Source organism: Bdellovibrionales bacterium (genome assembly GCA_041662785.1).
Lineage (GTDB): Bacteria > Pseudomonadota > Alphaproteobacteria > UBA9219 > UBA9219 > UBA8914.
On sequence record JBAZRW010000001.1, the window covers coordinates 333,751 to 349,391 of the forward strand.

Sequence of the window (15,641 nt, forward strand, 5' to 3'; positions counted from 1 at the left end):
GCGATTCCTTTCGAGTAATGTTTTCTGTCCTCTTTACATAAGCGTTGCGAGGCCTTCATTCAAGCCCTTCGTCGGGGGGGAAACTTTGGACACAGCTCCGCACAGCAATGTCAATAGCAGAAACGTCCCCTTGAGTCAAGGGAAAAATGCAGGCTGTGGTGTTTTTTATTGTCTTGATATATCAATATGATGGGTAATTTCCATTAGTTTTGGCTCATAAGTCCACAACAAAAAGCACCGGACAAGGCAATCCGGATACACGGCCCTGAGCACTGTGCGATAGGCTTCCATCTGCGCCCTATAGGCGGCGGGGATAAAGGCCGGATCGTCAGGCGGTGGGCGATTGGTTTTATAGTCCACAATCCAGACCTCGCCCTCCACCAAGGCCAAGCGGTCCACCTGCCCCGCAATGAGGCGGGAGCCAGACAGGCCGATCACGGGAACCTCGGCGCGGGAGCCCTTTGCAAACAACGGCGCAAAACGCGGATTGTCGATAAGGCGCAAGGCCTCATGCGCGATTTCCTTTTGCGCGGCGGGGGTCAGGCGGTGCGCGGGCTGAGCCAACAGACGCAAGGCAGCCTGCTCCCTCTCTTCCACCGCAACATCGGGAAGGTTTTGCAGCAAGCGATGAATCAAGCGGCCCCGCGCAAACCGCGCATCCTGTGGCGACACGGACGGCGGAACCGAGCTTTCCTCCGCCTCACTGGGACGCGAAGGCACTAGCGGACGCGGCGGCAAAGGCTCTGGCCGTGGCGGCGCAAACAGCCAAACGGGAAGCGATGGCGCGGGGGCCTTCTCCTTTTTTTCTTTTGCGCCTTTTATCAAGAGACTCGCGCTCACCGCATAGTCCGCCAGCACAATCGCAGGCGGCAACAGAGCGGGCGGCTCGCCCACCAGAACATCCGCCTGATGATGGGGTGCAAGGGCGCGGGAAGCTAGCGCGTACCACGAGTCAACGTCTTCCTTTTTTTTGCTGTCGTCCTTTGCCTCGCTTTTGGCAAAGCCGCCAATATACAGCCTGTCCGCCGCACGAGTCATCGCGACATAAAACAAGCGGCGATGTTCCTCAAGCTGGCGCGTTCGCGCCTGCCCTCGCAAAGAAGCCAGCCGCGCGTTTAACGGCTCACGCGGAATGTAAAACGGGACGCCCGCTCCCTCATCCCACAAAAGCTTGGGCAGCTTGCCGCGACTGGGCACAAGGGCGGCATCGGGCAAAATCACAACGGGAGCCTCTAGCCCCTTTGAGCCATGCACCGTGATAACGCGCACGCGGCCCCCTGCGGCCTCCATCTCACGCTTGATCTCGGCCTCGCTTTCCGTCAGCCAGTGCAAGAACGCCTGAAGCGACGGGGCGTGGCGCGATCCATACTCTTCGGCAGCGCCCAGCAGTTCATCCATCGGGTCTTCGGCCTGAGCACCAAGGCGCGTCGCCATCGCCCGCCGACCACTGACCTTATCCGCCGGACAAGGATCGCTAAGAATCATCATCAAGAGCGCCAACGGCGATAGACCATCAGCCCTCACCAGCAAAGCGCGAAGATAAGCATGAACAGGGGTAAAAGAAGGGGACGCCACCTCGCCCAAGCGCTCCCACAAACTTTTTGTACCGCGCCCAATGGCCAACTGCATCAACGCGTCTTCGCTCACGCCCATAAGCGGCCCACGTAAAACGGTCGCCAGAGTCAAATCATCCTGCGGCAGCAAAAGAAACTGCAACAGCGCCATTAAATCCATCACGGCCAACTGCGTTGTCAGACGCATGCGATCCACGCCCGACACGGCCACATCAACTTTTTTCAACGCGGCCACCAAATGCGGCACAAACGTGCCGCGCTTTTGCACCAGCACCATCACGTCGCCATACGTCATCGGACGATCGCCCTTTTGATCGCGATCATAAACGGTTTGCCCCTGCGCCACCCACGCCTTGATCTGCGCGGCAATGGCCGCCGCCAATTGCGCGGCAGGATCGGGCGCAGCGCTGTAGCCCAAAGGCATTCCCCACGCGATAGGCTCCTTTAGCCCCGTTGGCTTTTTCTCTTCATCCTCGGCGGCAACCTGCAAAGGCCAAACCTCCACCCGCCCTACGCCGCTTGTGCGAAAGGCCTGATGCTCGACAGGCTGCGTGGATACACCGCGCCGCGCCGCCTCCTCCGCGAAAACACAATCGACCGCGCGAAGAATGGCGGGGGCCGAGCGAAAAGAAACGCTTAGCGGAACCGCACGGAAAGGCTTGCCCGATTCCGTGACCAGCTTTTCAAAATAGGCCCGCATCTTGGCGAAGACGGCAACGTCCGCGCCCTGAAAACTATAGATCGATTGTTTTTCATCGCCGACGACAAAGGCGGTGCGGCGCACGCCGCTGCGGGCGCTTTCACCGGCAAAAAACTCGCTCGCCAAGGTCTGCACAATGCTCCATTGCGCGGGGCTGGTATCTTGCGCTTCGTCCAGCAAAATATGATCAAGGCCGCCATCCAGCTTATACAAGACCCACGCGGCGCTCCCCGCACGGGATAAGACGGCGCTGGCCCGCTCAATCAGATCATCAAAATCCAGCGCGGCGCGGCTGGCCTTTCGCGCCGTATAAATCTCGACCATCCGCCAAGACAGCGTCAAGGCGGCGGCGGTTTCCTGCGCGATGCGGCAAGTATCGCGCCGCTCCATCAAGCGCACGATCCGCGCCTCTTCCGCCCGCAAGGTTTTCTCAAGCGTTGGGTTCGCCTCCACCAGCTTTTTGTTGGCAACGTCTTTGAACGGCTGCCCCTCGCTTGTCAAAAACGCCCGCGCATAAATATCCAATGAGGCTGCGCGTTCTGCCTCATCCTTTTCCAACCAGTCCAAAATAATCTGCGCGTGTTTAATAAAAGTGGGCGTGCCCTTTTCCGCCAGCTCTCTTGCCGCCGTTAAAAGCGCGGCGCGATCAAACGCGCCGTCCCGCACCGCCGCCGCATCGAACAGCGCGGGCGTATCCTGCGGCTCTAGCTCTAACGCGCTACGCATCGTTTGGATAAGCGCGGGCAACCCGCCCGCCTTGGCCGCCGCACCCTGCACGCGCGGCGCTTGCTTGCCAATATCGCGAAGCAACGCATCCAGCGTTTCTTCGGCCATCCCCTCAATCAAGGTCGCAAAGGCCTGCGCAACAGAACCCTTTTTCTCCCGCGCGATTTCCTGCAGCAAATCACCGCGTGCCTCCTGCCACAGCGCATGTGCGTCCGCTTCTTCGATCACCGAAAAAGTGGGGGGCAGACCCGCTTCTAACGGAAAGCGGCGCAAGATTTCCTGCGCAAAGGCATGGATCGTGACAAAGCGCATCCCCCCCGCGCAGGACAAAACACTGGCGAACAAACGCCGCGCCCGCTGCCGCTGTGCCTCTTCGGTGGGCATCCCCAACAGAGCATCAAGATCGTCTTGCAGCTCGCGCGCCTCGCACACCGCCCAGCGCGAAAGGCGCTGCGTTAGGCGAATGGCCATCTCGGCCGCCGCCGCACGGGTGAAGGTCAGGCACAAAATCTTTTCCGGCTTCACCCCGTCCAAAAGGAGGCGCGTAACACGATCCGCCAGCACCTTCGTCTTGCCCGATCCCGCCGACGCGCCGACCCATGCCGACACGGCGGGATCCGCTGCGGCGCGTTGCAGGGCGCTCACATCACCGGAAAAAATCTTTTCCTTTTTAGGTTCGGCCAAAGAAGTGGGCTGAAGCTTTTCCATCATTCAGCCTCCCCCTCTGGCTCATCCCCTTGTTCACCGCGCCCTTCGGCGAGGCGCGCCAAATGCGCATAATCGTCATAGCGCGGCGCGACGTGGGGACGCGGCACAGCCTCATACGGCGTAGCGGGATCGGCAAAGGCACGCACTAAATTCTCTAGGCCCTCTTGCGCCAACGCGCACTGCGCCTCTAGTGTTTTATTAAAGGCGACAATTTTCTTGCTCTCATCCTTTTCTTGCAAGGCCCAATAGGCCACATCGGCCACGTCCACCGCTTTCTGCCCGTCAAACGCCCCCGCCTGCGCCATCAAGGCCAGAAGGGTCAGTTGAGGCTCATACCCCGCCAGAACTTTTGTGCGCGAAGGAGCGGCCCCCGTTTTGTAATCGATAATCTGGGCGCTGCCGCCGGCAAGGCGATCCAACCGATCCGCACGCCCCGTCAAGGTAAGCGCCCCGCCCGCAACGCGCATGACGCCATCGGCCTCAACCGCGAGCGGCGTGATACCTTCCGCGCGTCGCGTTTTTTCATTTTCCACAAACCATGCGGCTAGGCGCTCAAACCGAGGCCACCAGAACGCCGCCACTTGCGGCCTGTCGTCAAACGGCGCAAACGCCTCGCGCCCATGGGCAAGGAGGCGGGCAAAAGCGGTCGCCTGAAACGCATCTGTATTTTCTTCAAGCTCCCCCCCGTCACTCCCGCGCAAGCGGGAGTCCCGTTTTCTTTTTTCAACACACGGGATCCCCGCTTTCGCGGGGATGACGATAGGGGAAACGGCAGGAAAAACATTTTGAGAATTAGCCATCTCCTCCTTCACAAACGCCTCTAACGCGGCATGAACGATAGTCCCGAAATCAGAAGGGGAGGGGTCGGCATCGATAGGGTCCAGCTTTTTCAACTTCAAAATATGCTTGGCATAAATCGCATACGGGTTGCTAAGCCACGTTCCGATTTCCGTCACGGAAAGTTTCTTGGGCCGCGCGTCAAGCGGCGGGCAAGGACGCGGCGGCTCGAAAGCAAGCGGTGGCGTGTCAGGGGCATCCATCCCCCGCGCCCACACGCGCCACGGCAGCGCTGGCGATAACGCTGCCTCACCATATCCTGCGGCTTGCAATACCGCGCCCAGTTGAAGCCAGAAGCGGGACGGCACAGCGGGCGCACCGCCCACGCGCCTTGCGCGGGTTATCATCACCTGTGGCGCACTGGCAAGCTGCGCGAAGTCATGAGCGCTAAGCCCAATGCGCCTTTCCGGCAGCGGCAACCCCAATTGTTTTTTCATAGGGCGCGAAAGCCACGGATCGATGGCGGCTTGAGGCGGCCATGTGCCCTCATTCAGGCCCCCCAGAATAATCAGATCGTAATGCAGCAAACGCGCTTCCAAAGGCCCCAGAACGTGCAAACGCGGGTGCTGGCCATAGGCAGGACGCACGACAACCTGATGCGCGATTTCTTCAAACAGCGACAGATACTCCGCCCCCGTCACGTCCATAAAGTCATGACTGGCGATGCGCCAATCATCCAAGGCCAGCACCGCCGCCTCGCCATCCTCGCCGCACCACAGACGCGCCGCGCCCGCTTCACTCTCGCTTTGCGCCAAGCCTTCGGCCAGCGCCAGATGCGCGTCGAGCCACGCCGCTAAAGACTTTTTCTCGCGCCAGTTTTCCGAAAGAGGCGACAACAAAGCACGCAGCCGCGCCAGCCATGCTGCGCCATCCTCGCTCATCTTTCCCTTGCCTGTTAGGACATCCGCGCGGCGCACGCCCCGCCACAGCTTGACCTCGGCCTCCTGCGCAAAGGCGCGGCACTGTGCTGGTGTCTGGCCTAGCGCGGCCAAAGGATGTTTCAGCAAGGTCAAAAACTCAATCGCGCCCGCATTGCTTGACGCGGCCTTTAGCGCATCGATCAGAAACCGACCAACGGGCAACACATCCAGCGACGCGCCCGCCGAATCATTCACCTCAATCCCCCAGCGGGTCAGCGCCGCCGCGACCCGCGCGGCCAAGGCACGATCAGGCGTGACCAGCGCCGCCGTTTTGCCCGCTTCCTCTAACGCGGCGCGAAGGCGCAGCGCGATCACGTCGGCCTCCTCACGCGCGTGATCCAGCGTCAGCGCCTCAAAGCCCGTGACGGCTTCGGGCGGAATCTCTTGCGCCGACAAATGCTGCCAGCTTTCCGTGACCTCAGCGGGACGCATCGCTTCTTGAAGCAGGCGCACACGCGGCGTCGCGGCGATCTTGTCAGAAAGATCATCCCACACCCGCACGCCCTCACGCGCAAAGCCCGACTCGTCCAGCCACGCTTTCATCGTGAATTGCGGATGCGTTTCGCCAACCGCCTGCCACGCGTCTTCCGGCAACGATAAATCCAGCGCGGGCAAGATCACCTCACCCTGCGCAAGACTTGCAATCGTCTTCATCAGCCGCCCGACGGCGGGCTGTGAGCCTGTGGAGCCCGCCGCAATAATCGGCACATCAGGCGGCAAGGCTGCCCACGCCTTTCCCTGACGATCCAACACCGCCGCACGGCGCGATGCCGGATCGACGCACCCTTCCTCTTGCAGAACCTTGGGCCACGCCGCCGTCACAATTTCCAAAAACGACAGAGTCTCTTGCCAGTGCTGCGCATAGTTGTCGGGAACCAGCGTTTTCAATTGCGCCAAATCGCAGCCCGTCGTTTGCGCCTGATCAAGCAGCGCGGCCAACGCCGCCGCCAATGAAGCCGCCTGATCCAGCGGCAGCGCCGCATCCTTTTGCGCGATTAGCCGCGTCAACAACATCTGGCGGCGAAGCGGTGTGATCGCGGGCGGCAAATCGTCCAAAGCGCCCGCGGCCATAAAGTCCAGCGCATCTTCTTCCACATCGCCCAAGGGCTGCATGCGTGGCAACAGCGAAGCCCGCGCGTCTGTCTCTTGCAAAAACGCTTCGCGCAGAGCACGGCAAGCGCGACGCGTTGGCAAATAAATCTGCATGGCGGCCAAGGCCATCGGATCGCCGCCTGCACGGGCCAACAACCCACGCGCCAGCGCCGTCACAAAACAACTGTCCGCGGGAAGGGTGAAAACGCCGCTCATCGCCAGCCCTCACCGTTTTCAAGAAGGCGGTTGGCCTCGGCCAAATCTTCGGGCGTGCCGACGTGATAGCACGCGCCGTCATGGACAAACCCGAACAGCCTCCCCCGCGATTCCGCCAGATCAAAAATCACATTGTTCGAAAAATGTGTTTCGCTCACCTCATCATACAGCGCGGGGTTAACGATCATGGCGGAAATGAACACGACATTCCGCGCAGGGACGTCCACGCCCGCCCGCGCCAGCGAACCGTCTGCCCGCACCCTAAAATCACCCTTGCCGGAAAAGCCCCGCGCCTTACCACGCGGCATGACCAGCAGCAAAACATCCATCGCCTTTGAATCCCACGCCTGCGCCAACCGCACCAGCGCAGGCGCGTCCCCCTCCGTCATCGGCATATCGCCCGCAAGGACAAAGAAGGGCTTGCCCGAAAAATATGCCAGCGCTCTTTTGATACCGCCGCCCGTTTCCAGAATTTCATCTTCTCGCGACAAAACAATGTCGCTGGCCGTCAGGCCTTCGCAATGCGTGACAATCTGATCCGCCAAATAATGCGCGTTAACGACAAAGCGCGTGATCCCCGCCGCCTTCAAATGATCGAGGGCGTGATCCAGCATCGCCCGCCCGCCGACCTTCAGCAAAGGCTTGGGCGTCGTGAGCGTCAAAGGCTGCATCCGCTTGCCAAAGCCTGCCGCCAAAACCATGCCCGTATCGCTAAGGAAGGGAAAAGCTGTCGTCATAGCCCCATCACCCCGCACGCCTTGGCCCAGCGCCTTACGGGCGCAAGCGCCTCATCTTGCAGCAACGATTGAACCGCATCCGTCACGCGCGGGATCATCGCGCCACGCCCCAGCTTGACGAGAATCCCAAGGATGCGCGTGTGGCGCTGCGCGGCATAGACCCGCGCCGCTTGCAGCAAGAGAGTCTTGTCCACCACGGGATGCAGCGCGTGATACGCCGCGACAAAAGCGGGCAGCCGCGCAAGGCCGCCATCGCGCCGCACGTCTTCGCACCACGAGGCAAGGTCGTACGCAATAGGGCCGATGCCCGCGTCCTGAAAATCAATCACGCCAAGGGTCTGCTTTGCTACGGGCGAGGACAACAGCATCGCGTTGTCGGGCATAAAATCGCGCAGCAACAGTGTGCATGGCAACGCCTTATCAAACGGCGCAAGAGACTCTTGCCACGCCGCAATGAATTCTTTTCGCTCCGCGTCCGTCGCGGCGCGTCTTGTCTCACGCGGGAAAGCAAAGTCCACAAACAGCGCCGCTTGCTCGGCCAGTAGAGCGGCATCAAAGCGAGGCAGCGCCAACCCTTCTGCTTGCGAAGGCAAAAAGTTTTTGTGCAGCGCCGCCAAAAGCGTTGCCGCGCCAGCATCGAACAGCGCGGGATTATGACCAGCTTCCAAAAGGCTCCCGACTTTGCCCTCACCAAAATCTTCCATCAAGACAAAGCCCGCCGCCACGTCCACCGCATAGATTTCGGGCGCAACGATTCCAATCCCGCGCAGCAGCGTGGCGAGCGCGGCAAACTCTTTTGTTTTTTGATCGGGCGCAGCAGTCATCAAAATCGCGCTCGGTATCTCTTGCCCCTCGCGGGTCAGCCGATAAAAACGGCGCGAGGAAAAATCGGCAGCGACAGCGCTACGCGTCGCCTCGCCCCATCCGGCGTTTTGCAAAAAAAGGGCTAAGGCTTTTTCCGCGTCCATCATATGCCGCCTTCCAAAAGACGCGCTGCCCATGCCTCATCGGCCTCCATCGTCACGCGGCGCGTGCCATCAGCCTCGACAGAAAAACGAAGGGAAAGAATGCCACGCGGCAAATAGCTTTCCGCCTTTTCCGGCCACTCGATAACGGAAACGCCCTCGCCCAGCGCTTCGTCAAAGCCAAGCTCCTCGACCTCGTGCGGCGCTTTCAGGCGATACCAATCGAAGTGATAAACAGGAAAGCGCGGCGTTTCATAAACCTGCGCCAGCGTAAAGGTCGGGCTGGTGATATCGCCCTGAGCGCCCAACGCCTTGAGCAAAAACTGCGCAAACGTCGTTTTGCCCGCGCCCAGATCGCCACAGAGCGCGATCACATCGCCGCGGCGCAACAACGGCGCGAGCCGCTGCGCCAGCGCACGCGTCGCGGCCAAATCAGGAAGGGGGAGTGGCGAGCGCGGCGCGGCCATGGGCCTTACGCCTTGCCGAGCAACGGCGCTTCGTCCTTTTTCGGCGCTTTTTGCGGGAAGAAGCAGCTGATACGCGTGCCATCCGTCGCGTCGCTGAAAATCTCAACGCGTCCGCCATGAAGCTCCACAAAGCTCTTCACAAGGCTTAGGCCCAGCCCAGCCCCGCCTTGACGCAAATGATCGTTGGCGCGTTCAAACTTGCCAAAGATCCGATCACGGTCGTCTTCGGGAATACCAACGCCCGTGTCCAGAACGCTGATCACAACCCATTCGTCCTGCTGCCACGCGGCCAGAGCAATATGTCCGCCCGCAGGCGTGTATTTGATCGCATTGCTGATAAGGTTAAACAACACCTGCTTGACGCGCTGTTCATCCACCTCGAACGCGCCAAGATCCGAAGGACAATCAATCAGGATTTCGAGCGATTGCTGCCGCGCCCATTCCGCCGTCATCGCCTTGGCGTCGTTGAGCAGATCAGCCACGACAACAGACTGAAGGTCTAGGGTCATGCGCCCCGCCTCGATGGTGGCCAGATCCAGAACGTTGTTGATCAAGCGCGAAAGCTTTTCGCTTTCCGTCTTGATCGTCGTCGTATAATCCATCTGCCGTTCGTTGAGAGCGCCAAAATACTGCTCGACCAAAATCTCGGCAAAGCCCGTAATGGTGTTCAGCGGCGTGCGCAACTGATAGGACACGTTGGCGACAAAGTCGGACTTCAGGCGATCCGCCGTGGCCAGCGCCGCGTTGCTGGCGCGAAGGGCTTGCTCCACCTTCGCCGAGTCCGTAACGTCCAAGAAGCTGTTGAGTACCGAGCCATCGGGCAGCGGCACGGTCAGAAACTCGACAATCTTTTGATCCGTGCGCCCCATGCGACCCGAGCGCGGCATACGGTGAAGGGCTTTGCCGACCAGATCCGCTTTGCGCGTTTCCCAGTCATCGGTCGTCGAGACAAGGTCTTTGGCTTGCTCCAAAAAGTCCGCAACATGAGGCTCTGTTTCCAAGAAATCTTCCGGCAAGTCCCACAGCGTGGCAAGCGCCACGTTGGACAAGCGAATCTTGCCATCGGGACCAAACACGGCGATGCCTTCGGCCAGATTGTCAATCGTCTCGCGCTGCACGGCCATGAGCGTGTTGTACGATGTCTCCAACGCCAGCTGATCCGTGACGTTTTCATAAACGTACATAAGGCCTCCCAAAGGATGGGGCGCAACCATCACGCGCAGGCTGGTTTCATCGGGCAGATAAATCACGTCCTCACGCGGCTCTAAAAGCGAGGTGAAAAGAGCCAGCTGTTCTTTTTTGTACTTTTGGAAATCCACTTGTTCAGGAATACGGCGGCGCGCGCGCAAATCTTCCAACACATCGCTAAAGGTCGGCTTGCTGTCCAAAAAGACCTCTTGCGCCTCCCACAGCCGTTGATAGGCGCGGTTGTAAAACTCCAGCCTTTTGTCCGCGCTGTAAACGCAGATGGCGGCGCTAAGATGCTCCATCACCTCATGATACAAAACAAGATGGCGGCGAAGCTCCGCCTCTTTTTCCTCTTCCGGCGTCACGTCAAGAGCAAAGCCCAGCAGGGCGATGGGGCGAGGATCGTCCTTTTCCTTGATAAAGGGCTGCTCCACAATTTGCAGCAAGCGCCGCTGGCCATTCATCACCGCGTGATCGCGCACCTCCATCGCCTCACCCTTGGCCAAGACGGCGGCGGCCAACGTGCGCCCGCCCTTAAACGGGGGCGGCATCAATTCGTGCTGGTGCGCTAAAACACGTTCAGGCGTGCTATCCAAAACGCGGGCATAGGCCTTATTACACGCCACCAGCTCAAGATCGGCATTACGGCCCCATACGGGGAAGGGCAACGCATCAAGGCACGATCCCGCTCTGGCCCCCGAAACAACCGAGGTCGCCGTTGCGCAGCTCGCACCGCTAGATGTAGCTGCCGCAAGAGGGGCGACCTGTTTTTCGGACTGCGTCTCCGCGCTCTTTGGGCTTTCGTCTTTTACAGACGCGGGGAGGGCCATATCGTCGGCCTTCAAATCATAAAACCACAGCCCATCGATATGCGGCCCCTCGGTCCCTATGCGGAACCGCCGCCCATAAAGGCGCATCGGCCTTTTCCCTTGCACGGCCTGAATATCCTGCACAAACGGCTCACCCGACGTTTGAAGCTTGCTAAAGGCGGCCAGAAACGCACCGCTGTCCGTAATCGCGCCAATCAACTCATCCAGATGGGTCAGCTTCCCGATCCCAAAGCGCGCGGCGACCGCTTGCTCCTCACGCAGCAAGCCTTGCGGCGTAAACAAACAATAGCCCATGGGCGCATGGCGCAATGTTGCCTGAAGACGATCCGCAACGAACTTCAGATGGCGCAAAAGGCGGGCGTCCAGTGCCGCCTTCTTCCGCAGACTCCACAACGCGACCCCCTCGGCCACGGCAAAAACCATGGCGGCGGCGGCCAGCAAAAGGGGCCAGTCCAGCCCCAGCCCTGCGCCCGCAACGATGGCGAAAACAAGCACCACCGCCAAAACGGCAATCAAAGGGGCTTTTGTGAACAATGTCTTGGGCATAGGGGTCAAAAAACACACCGTAAAACGGAAAAAGAATCACCCAAGAGGAATAAGCCATATTGGCCGCGAAGGAAACAGGATTATGCCCATAGCGGTTCCGAAGGGATCGCGGCGTGATACGCCTTGACAAATATCGTTTATGTGTATACATTAAACGCATGATCTTTGAATGGGACGAAAACAAAAGCCGCTTGAACGACGAAAAACACGGACTCACGTTTTTAAAGGCGCATGATTTCGCGTGGGACAGGGCCGTTCTTTTTAATCGCACAAGACAGAGCGATGGGGAACAACGTTACGCTGCCGTCGGAGACCTTCACGGCAAACTACACACTATTATTTTTACAAAGCGCGGGGATAAATTTCGAATCATAAGCCTGCGCCGATCCAACAAACCAGAGGAGAAAGCCTATGCCCAGCAAAACACCTAGGCTCCGCGCACGCGCCGACGATGCGCCCCTTACCAAGCGTGAATTGGCAACAGCTCGCCCCTTGCGCGATGAGTTTCCCGAACTGGCCGCCTATAGCCGCTCACGCGCAAAAAAGGGAGAGCCGACCAAGAAGGCCGTCTCCATCCGCCTGTCGCCAGAGGTCCTTGCTTTTTACAAGGCCAAGGGCAGCGGCTGGCAAACGCGCATTGACGATACCCTTAAAGCCCTTGTCGAGGCCGTAAGGTAGGGGTATCTAAACGGGGCTTGGGGCTTGACGGGCTGGCGTCAGTTTTAGGGTAAGGCCGCGAACGCCTTCTTTGAAGCGCTCGGTCTGTCCGCCACCGCCCCTTTTGCGTGGCCAGTCCCACATATACTCGTAAGTGGCCAGAACTTCTTTAGAGCCACCAGCTATATAGCAATCCGTTAAACACGTAACAAGGCTAAGCGCAACAGAATACCCGTCTATCGGACTCCTTAGTGCGGGGGATAAATTCAGTGCCACACACAAGCCACTAAAAAGGGTCCCTGCGGCGAACACACACTGCATCGTTGAACGCCTTTTTTCACCACCATTACCCGCCAAACAAGTGTCTGGGAAGCAATACCAACTGGCGGCTCGCCCAACCTCTCTAGCAATAGCGAGCGCTACGAAATTCAAGGGCGATATAGGATTGCCGTAATAGGCATTGACCACCGCACCCGTCAACAACGCGCCATAAGTCAGCGTATCGCGCCATTCATTCGCCAACCGCCCTGCGGCCTTAAACTGTTCGATAAGGGGGGGTGTTTTAAATTCGGCCATAATAATTCCTCGGTTATTGCTTATGGTTAACTTCGCTTTTGTCGTGCAGAATAACATGCCGTTTCTGAAAGTAATAAGTAAAAAGGGGAAAGGCCATCCCTTCCGTCATCCCGCACAGCGGATGGCGCGGAGCGGCAGACGCATGATGCGGGACCTAGGGGACTGGGGTCAATGTTGCTTTTTAAAAAGCTTTCAACTAGGTCCCGCATCTACGCTCCGCTTCGTGCGGGATGACGAAAAGGAAAAAGGCTGCGCCACTCTCCCCTAAATGCTAAATCCTGAATGCTGAATGCTGAATGCTTTCTTCCGTCCCGCGCCTACATCGCCCTTGAAACGGGTGCGTCCTTAGCAAGGGTTGTCGTATCGAACAGCGAGGCCACGACGCGCACAGCCATGCGGTGAGGCGTAGTGAGGGTGATCGTGTAGCCTTCCCTTTTAACCAACCCCGCCTCTTCAAACGGCTTAAGCCGATCCAACGCGCCGACCAGAATGCTAAGGGAATAGTTACGGGCGCGGCAAAGGCTCTCCAGATTTACCTTCATCGTGCAGAGTAAGGATTCGATGATCGCGCCGCGCAGCTTGTCCTCGCCCTTCAGGCGAAGGCCGCGCGTGACGGAAAAGCCTTCGGCACGGACACGCTCTTGATAAGCCGCGACGTTGCGTTCGTTTTGGAAATAGCCTTGCCCCATGCGCCCGATGCTGCTGGCCCCCACCCCCAGCATGGTCGAGGCCTGATCGTCCGTATAGCCTTGAAAATTGCGGTGCAGCGTGCCCGCCTCCAGCGCCTTAACAAGCGAATCCGTAGGCCGCGCAAAATGATCCATGCCAATCTCAACCATGCCCGCCTCACGCAAAACGGCTCTCGCCGCCCCCTCCATCGCTAAGGCGGCATAGGGGCCTGGTAGAATATATTGTTCTAAAACCCGTTGGTGCTTTTTGGCTTGCGGCACATGCGCATAGGAAAAAAGCGCGATCCTGTCGGGCCGAAGCGCCAAGGCCTGCATCGCCGTTTGCGCGACCGAGGGCGGCGATTGAAGCGGCAGGCCATACATCAAATCAAGGTTGATCTTGCGGATTCCGGCCTCACGCAACAAAGAGCAGGCCCGCTCCACCTGATCGAAAGGCTGGATGCGCCCAATGGCCTTTTGCACATCAGGATCAAAATCCTGCACGCCCAAGGAAACGCGCGTGACGCCCAGCATCCCCAGCGCCTGCGCTTGCGCCCGTGTAATCAGGCGGGGGTCAAGCTCCATCGCGATTTCGGTCGCGTCGTCAAGGGCGAAGCGGCGCACCAACGAGCCCATCATCAAACCCAAATCCTTTTCCGACATCATGTTGGGTGAACCGCCACCAAAGTGGACGTGACTGACGCGACGGGAACGCGGCGCGGTAAGCGCGATCCCCTCAAGCTCACGATGCACTGAGCCAAGATAGGACGACACTTGCTCATGGTTTTGCGTGGCTTGCGTATGGCAGCCACAGTAAAGGCAAAGGGCGCGGCAATAGGGAATATGCAGGTAAAGGGAAATCGGCTCTTCCGGCGCAAGCGCCTCTAAAGCCTCACGATAGGCCTGAACCGTAACGCCATCCTCAAACGCCGTCGCGGGGGGATAGCTGGTATAGCGAGGCACAGCCTTACCCAGCCATAGATCGTCGCGCCCCGCTTTTTGCCCCAAAAGGCCAATAAACGGGTCCTCTAGATCAAAAGCACTGCCTTCCGTTTCTGGCTCTAAAGCGGTTTGTGCGGTGGCAAAGCGGTTCAAAGGGGGCCCCAAAGGTCAAGTAATCACAACGAATCACCATCTTATCACAGCTCCTCACCCCCTAAAAGAACCCTTTCCAGCCAAAAAGTGTGGCTTAAAAGGCGCGGTGCGAGTCGAAAACGACACAAGAGGGCTATTTTATGGCTTGAAGCCAAGACGTAATCGTTTTTTAATGAGATTGCGCAATAAATGCTTCTGCCAAATCCGCCCAAAGCGGCCATGCCTGTCGGGCTTTAGTCTTACCTTATGGAGAAACTCATGAAGAATTCTGTGAAACTTTTGCTTGCTGGCGCTGTGCTGGCTTTCGGTATGGGGGCTGCTTCGGCACAAGCCAGCAACCTTGACGTCGTTCGCGATTCAAACGGCACGCCCATCAAAACGATGAGCGGCGATTGTCTGCGTACGCAATGGACGAATGACAACGACGCCTGTGGCGGCGTAGTCAAGCCCGTAACCGAAACCAAGTCGGTTTACTTCGGCTTTGGCAAATCTGTCGTCACCAAGGATGGCCGTACGGCTCTTGATGCCTTGGCAACCGACATTAAAGCCAAAGGCAGCCGCGTTGTTGCGGTTCGCGTTGCTGGTTATGCTGATCGTATCGGCAGCGCCACGGCGAACGAAAAACTTTCGAAGAAGCGTGCTGACGCCGTTCGCAAGTACCTTGTCTCTAAGGGCATTGTGAACGCACAGGTTGTCGAAACCCGTTGGTTCGGCGATAGCGCTCCTGCAACGAACTGCCCCAAGAAGCTGGCCAAGGCCAAGCTGATCAAGTGCCTGCAACCCGATCGTCGCGTTGACGTCGAAGTTGACACACTTCCCTTCGTTGCTGGCTCTGAGGCCGCTGCCGCTCCTGTGGCAGCCCCCGCGCCCGTCGCCAAGAAGGTCAAGGCTCATAAAAAAGCCAAGGCTCCTGTTGCGGCCAAGAAATAAGCTTTTTTAAAGCTTAAAGAATAAAAACCCCGTCGTTCGCAAGAACGGCGGGGTTTTTGTTTGGAGAGAAGTGCAGAGGCTCATTATAACGGAAAGAGGCCCACTTTCCCCGTTACCCCCATCGCGAGGGAGCGCAGCGACCATGGCGATCCATCTCCTGAAGTGGCAAATAGGGCCTTTGGTGGAGAAGACAGGTGATGGGTCCCGCA

The 15,641-nt window shown here is 58.7% G+C and carries 10 protein-coding genes; 2 read left to right on the forward strand and 8 right to left on the reverse strand.

From position 1 onward, the window contains the following. Positions 1–165: 165 nt before the first annotated feature. From addA to WC612_01580, 6 genes are read right to left on the reverse strand one after another with little or no spacing between them, the layout of a single operon-like run. Entirely contained in the window at positions 166–3,711 is a 3,546-nt protein-coding gene (gene addA, locus WC612_01555) for a double-strand break repair helicase AddA (protein ID MFA6279466.1), read from the reverse strand. Continuing rightward, a complete protein-coding gene (gene addB / locus WC612_01560; GenBank protein ID MFA6279467.1) occupies positions 3,708–6,773 on the reverse strand; it encodes a double-strand break repair protein AddB in 3,066 nt (1,021 codons plus the stop codon). The genes addA and addB overlap by 4 nt, the downstream gene beginning before the upstream one ends. After that, complete coding sequence (locus WC612_01565; protein MFA6279468.1) at positions 6,770–7,510, reverse strand: nucleotidyltransferase family protein; 741 nt, start codon at positions 7,508–7,510, stop codon at positions 6,770–6,772. The genes addB and WC612_01565 overlap by 4 nt, the downstream gene beginning before the upstream one ends. Beyond that, entirely contained in the window at positions 7,507–8,511 is a 1,005-nt protein-coding gene (locus WC612_01570; protein ID MFA6279469.1) for a phosphotransferase, read from the reverse strand. Before WC612_01570 ends, WC612_01565 begins: the two co-directional genes overlap by 4 nt. Beyond that, positions 8,478–8,942 (reverse strand): tRNA (adenosine(37)-N6)-threonylcarbamoyltransferase complex ATPase subunit type 1 TsaE, encoded by a 465-nt coding sequence (gene tsaE, locus WC612_01575; protein ID MFA6279470.1) that lies wholly within the window; start codon positions 8,940–8,942, stop codon positions 8,478–8,480. The genes WC612_01570 and tsaE overlap by 34 nt, the downstream gene beginning before the upstream one ends. 5 nt (positions 8,943–8,947) lie before the next feature. Next, entirely contained in the window at positions 8,948–11,506 is a 2,559-nt protein-coding gene (locus WC612_01580; protein MFA6279471.1) for an ATP-binding protein, read from the reverse strand. 411 nt (positions 11,507–11,917) lie between these two features. Here WC612_01580 and WC612_01585 point away from each other — a divergent pair, with 411 nt between their 5' ends. Then, positions 11,918–12,184, forward strand: coding sequence for a BrnA antitoxin family protein (locus WC612_01585; GenBank protein MFA6279472.1), 267 nt, complete (start codon positions 11,918–11,920; stop codon positions 12,182–12,184). 6 nt (positions 12,185–12,190) lie between these two features. On the opposite strand, the gene WC612_01590 is transcribed toward WC612_01585, so the two are convergent. Next, on the reverse strand, positions 12,191–12,739 hold the full coding sequence (locus WC612_01590; protein MFA6279473.1) for a hypothetical protein: 549 nt from the start codon (positions 12,737–12,739) through the stop codon (positions 12,191–12,193). A gap of 317 nt (positions 12,740–13,056) precedes the next feature. Further along, positions 13,057–14,502, reverse strand: a complete 1,446-nt coding sequence (hemN, locus tag WC612_01595; protein MFA6279474.1) for an oxygen-independent coproporphyrinogen III oxidase — start codon at positions 14,500–14,502, stop codon at positions 13,057–13,059. A gap of 258 nt (positions 14,503–14,760) precedes the next feature. Here hemN and WC612_01600 point away from each other — a divergent pair, with 258 nt between their 5' ends. Beyond that, on the forward strand, positions 14,761–15,432 hold the full coding sequence (locus WC612_01600; GenBank protein MFA6279475.1) for an OmpA family protein: 672 nt from the start codon (positions 14,761–14,763) through the stop codon (positions 15,430–15,432). Positions 15,433–15,641: the final 209 nt, after the last annotated feature.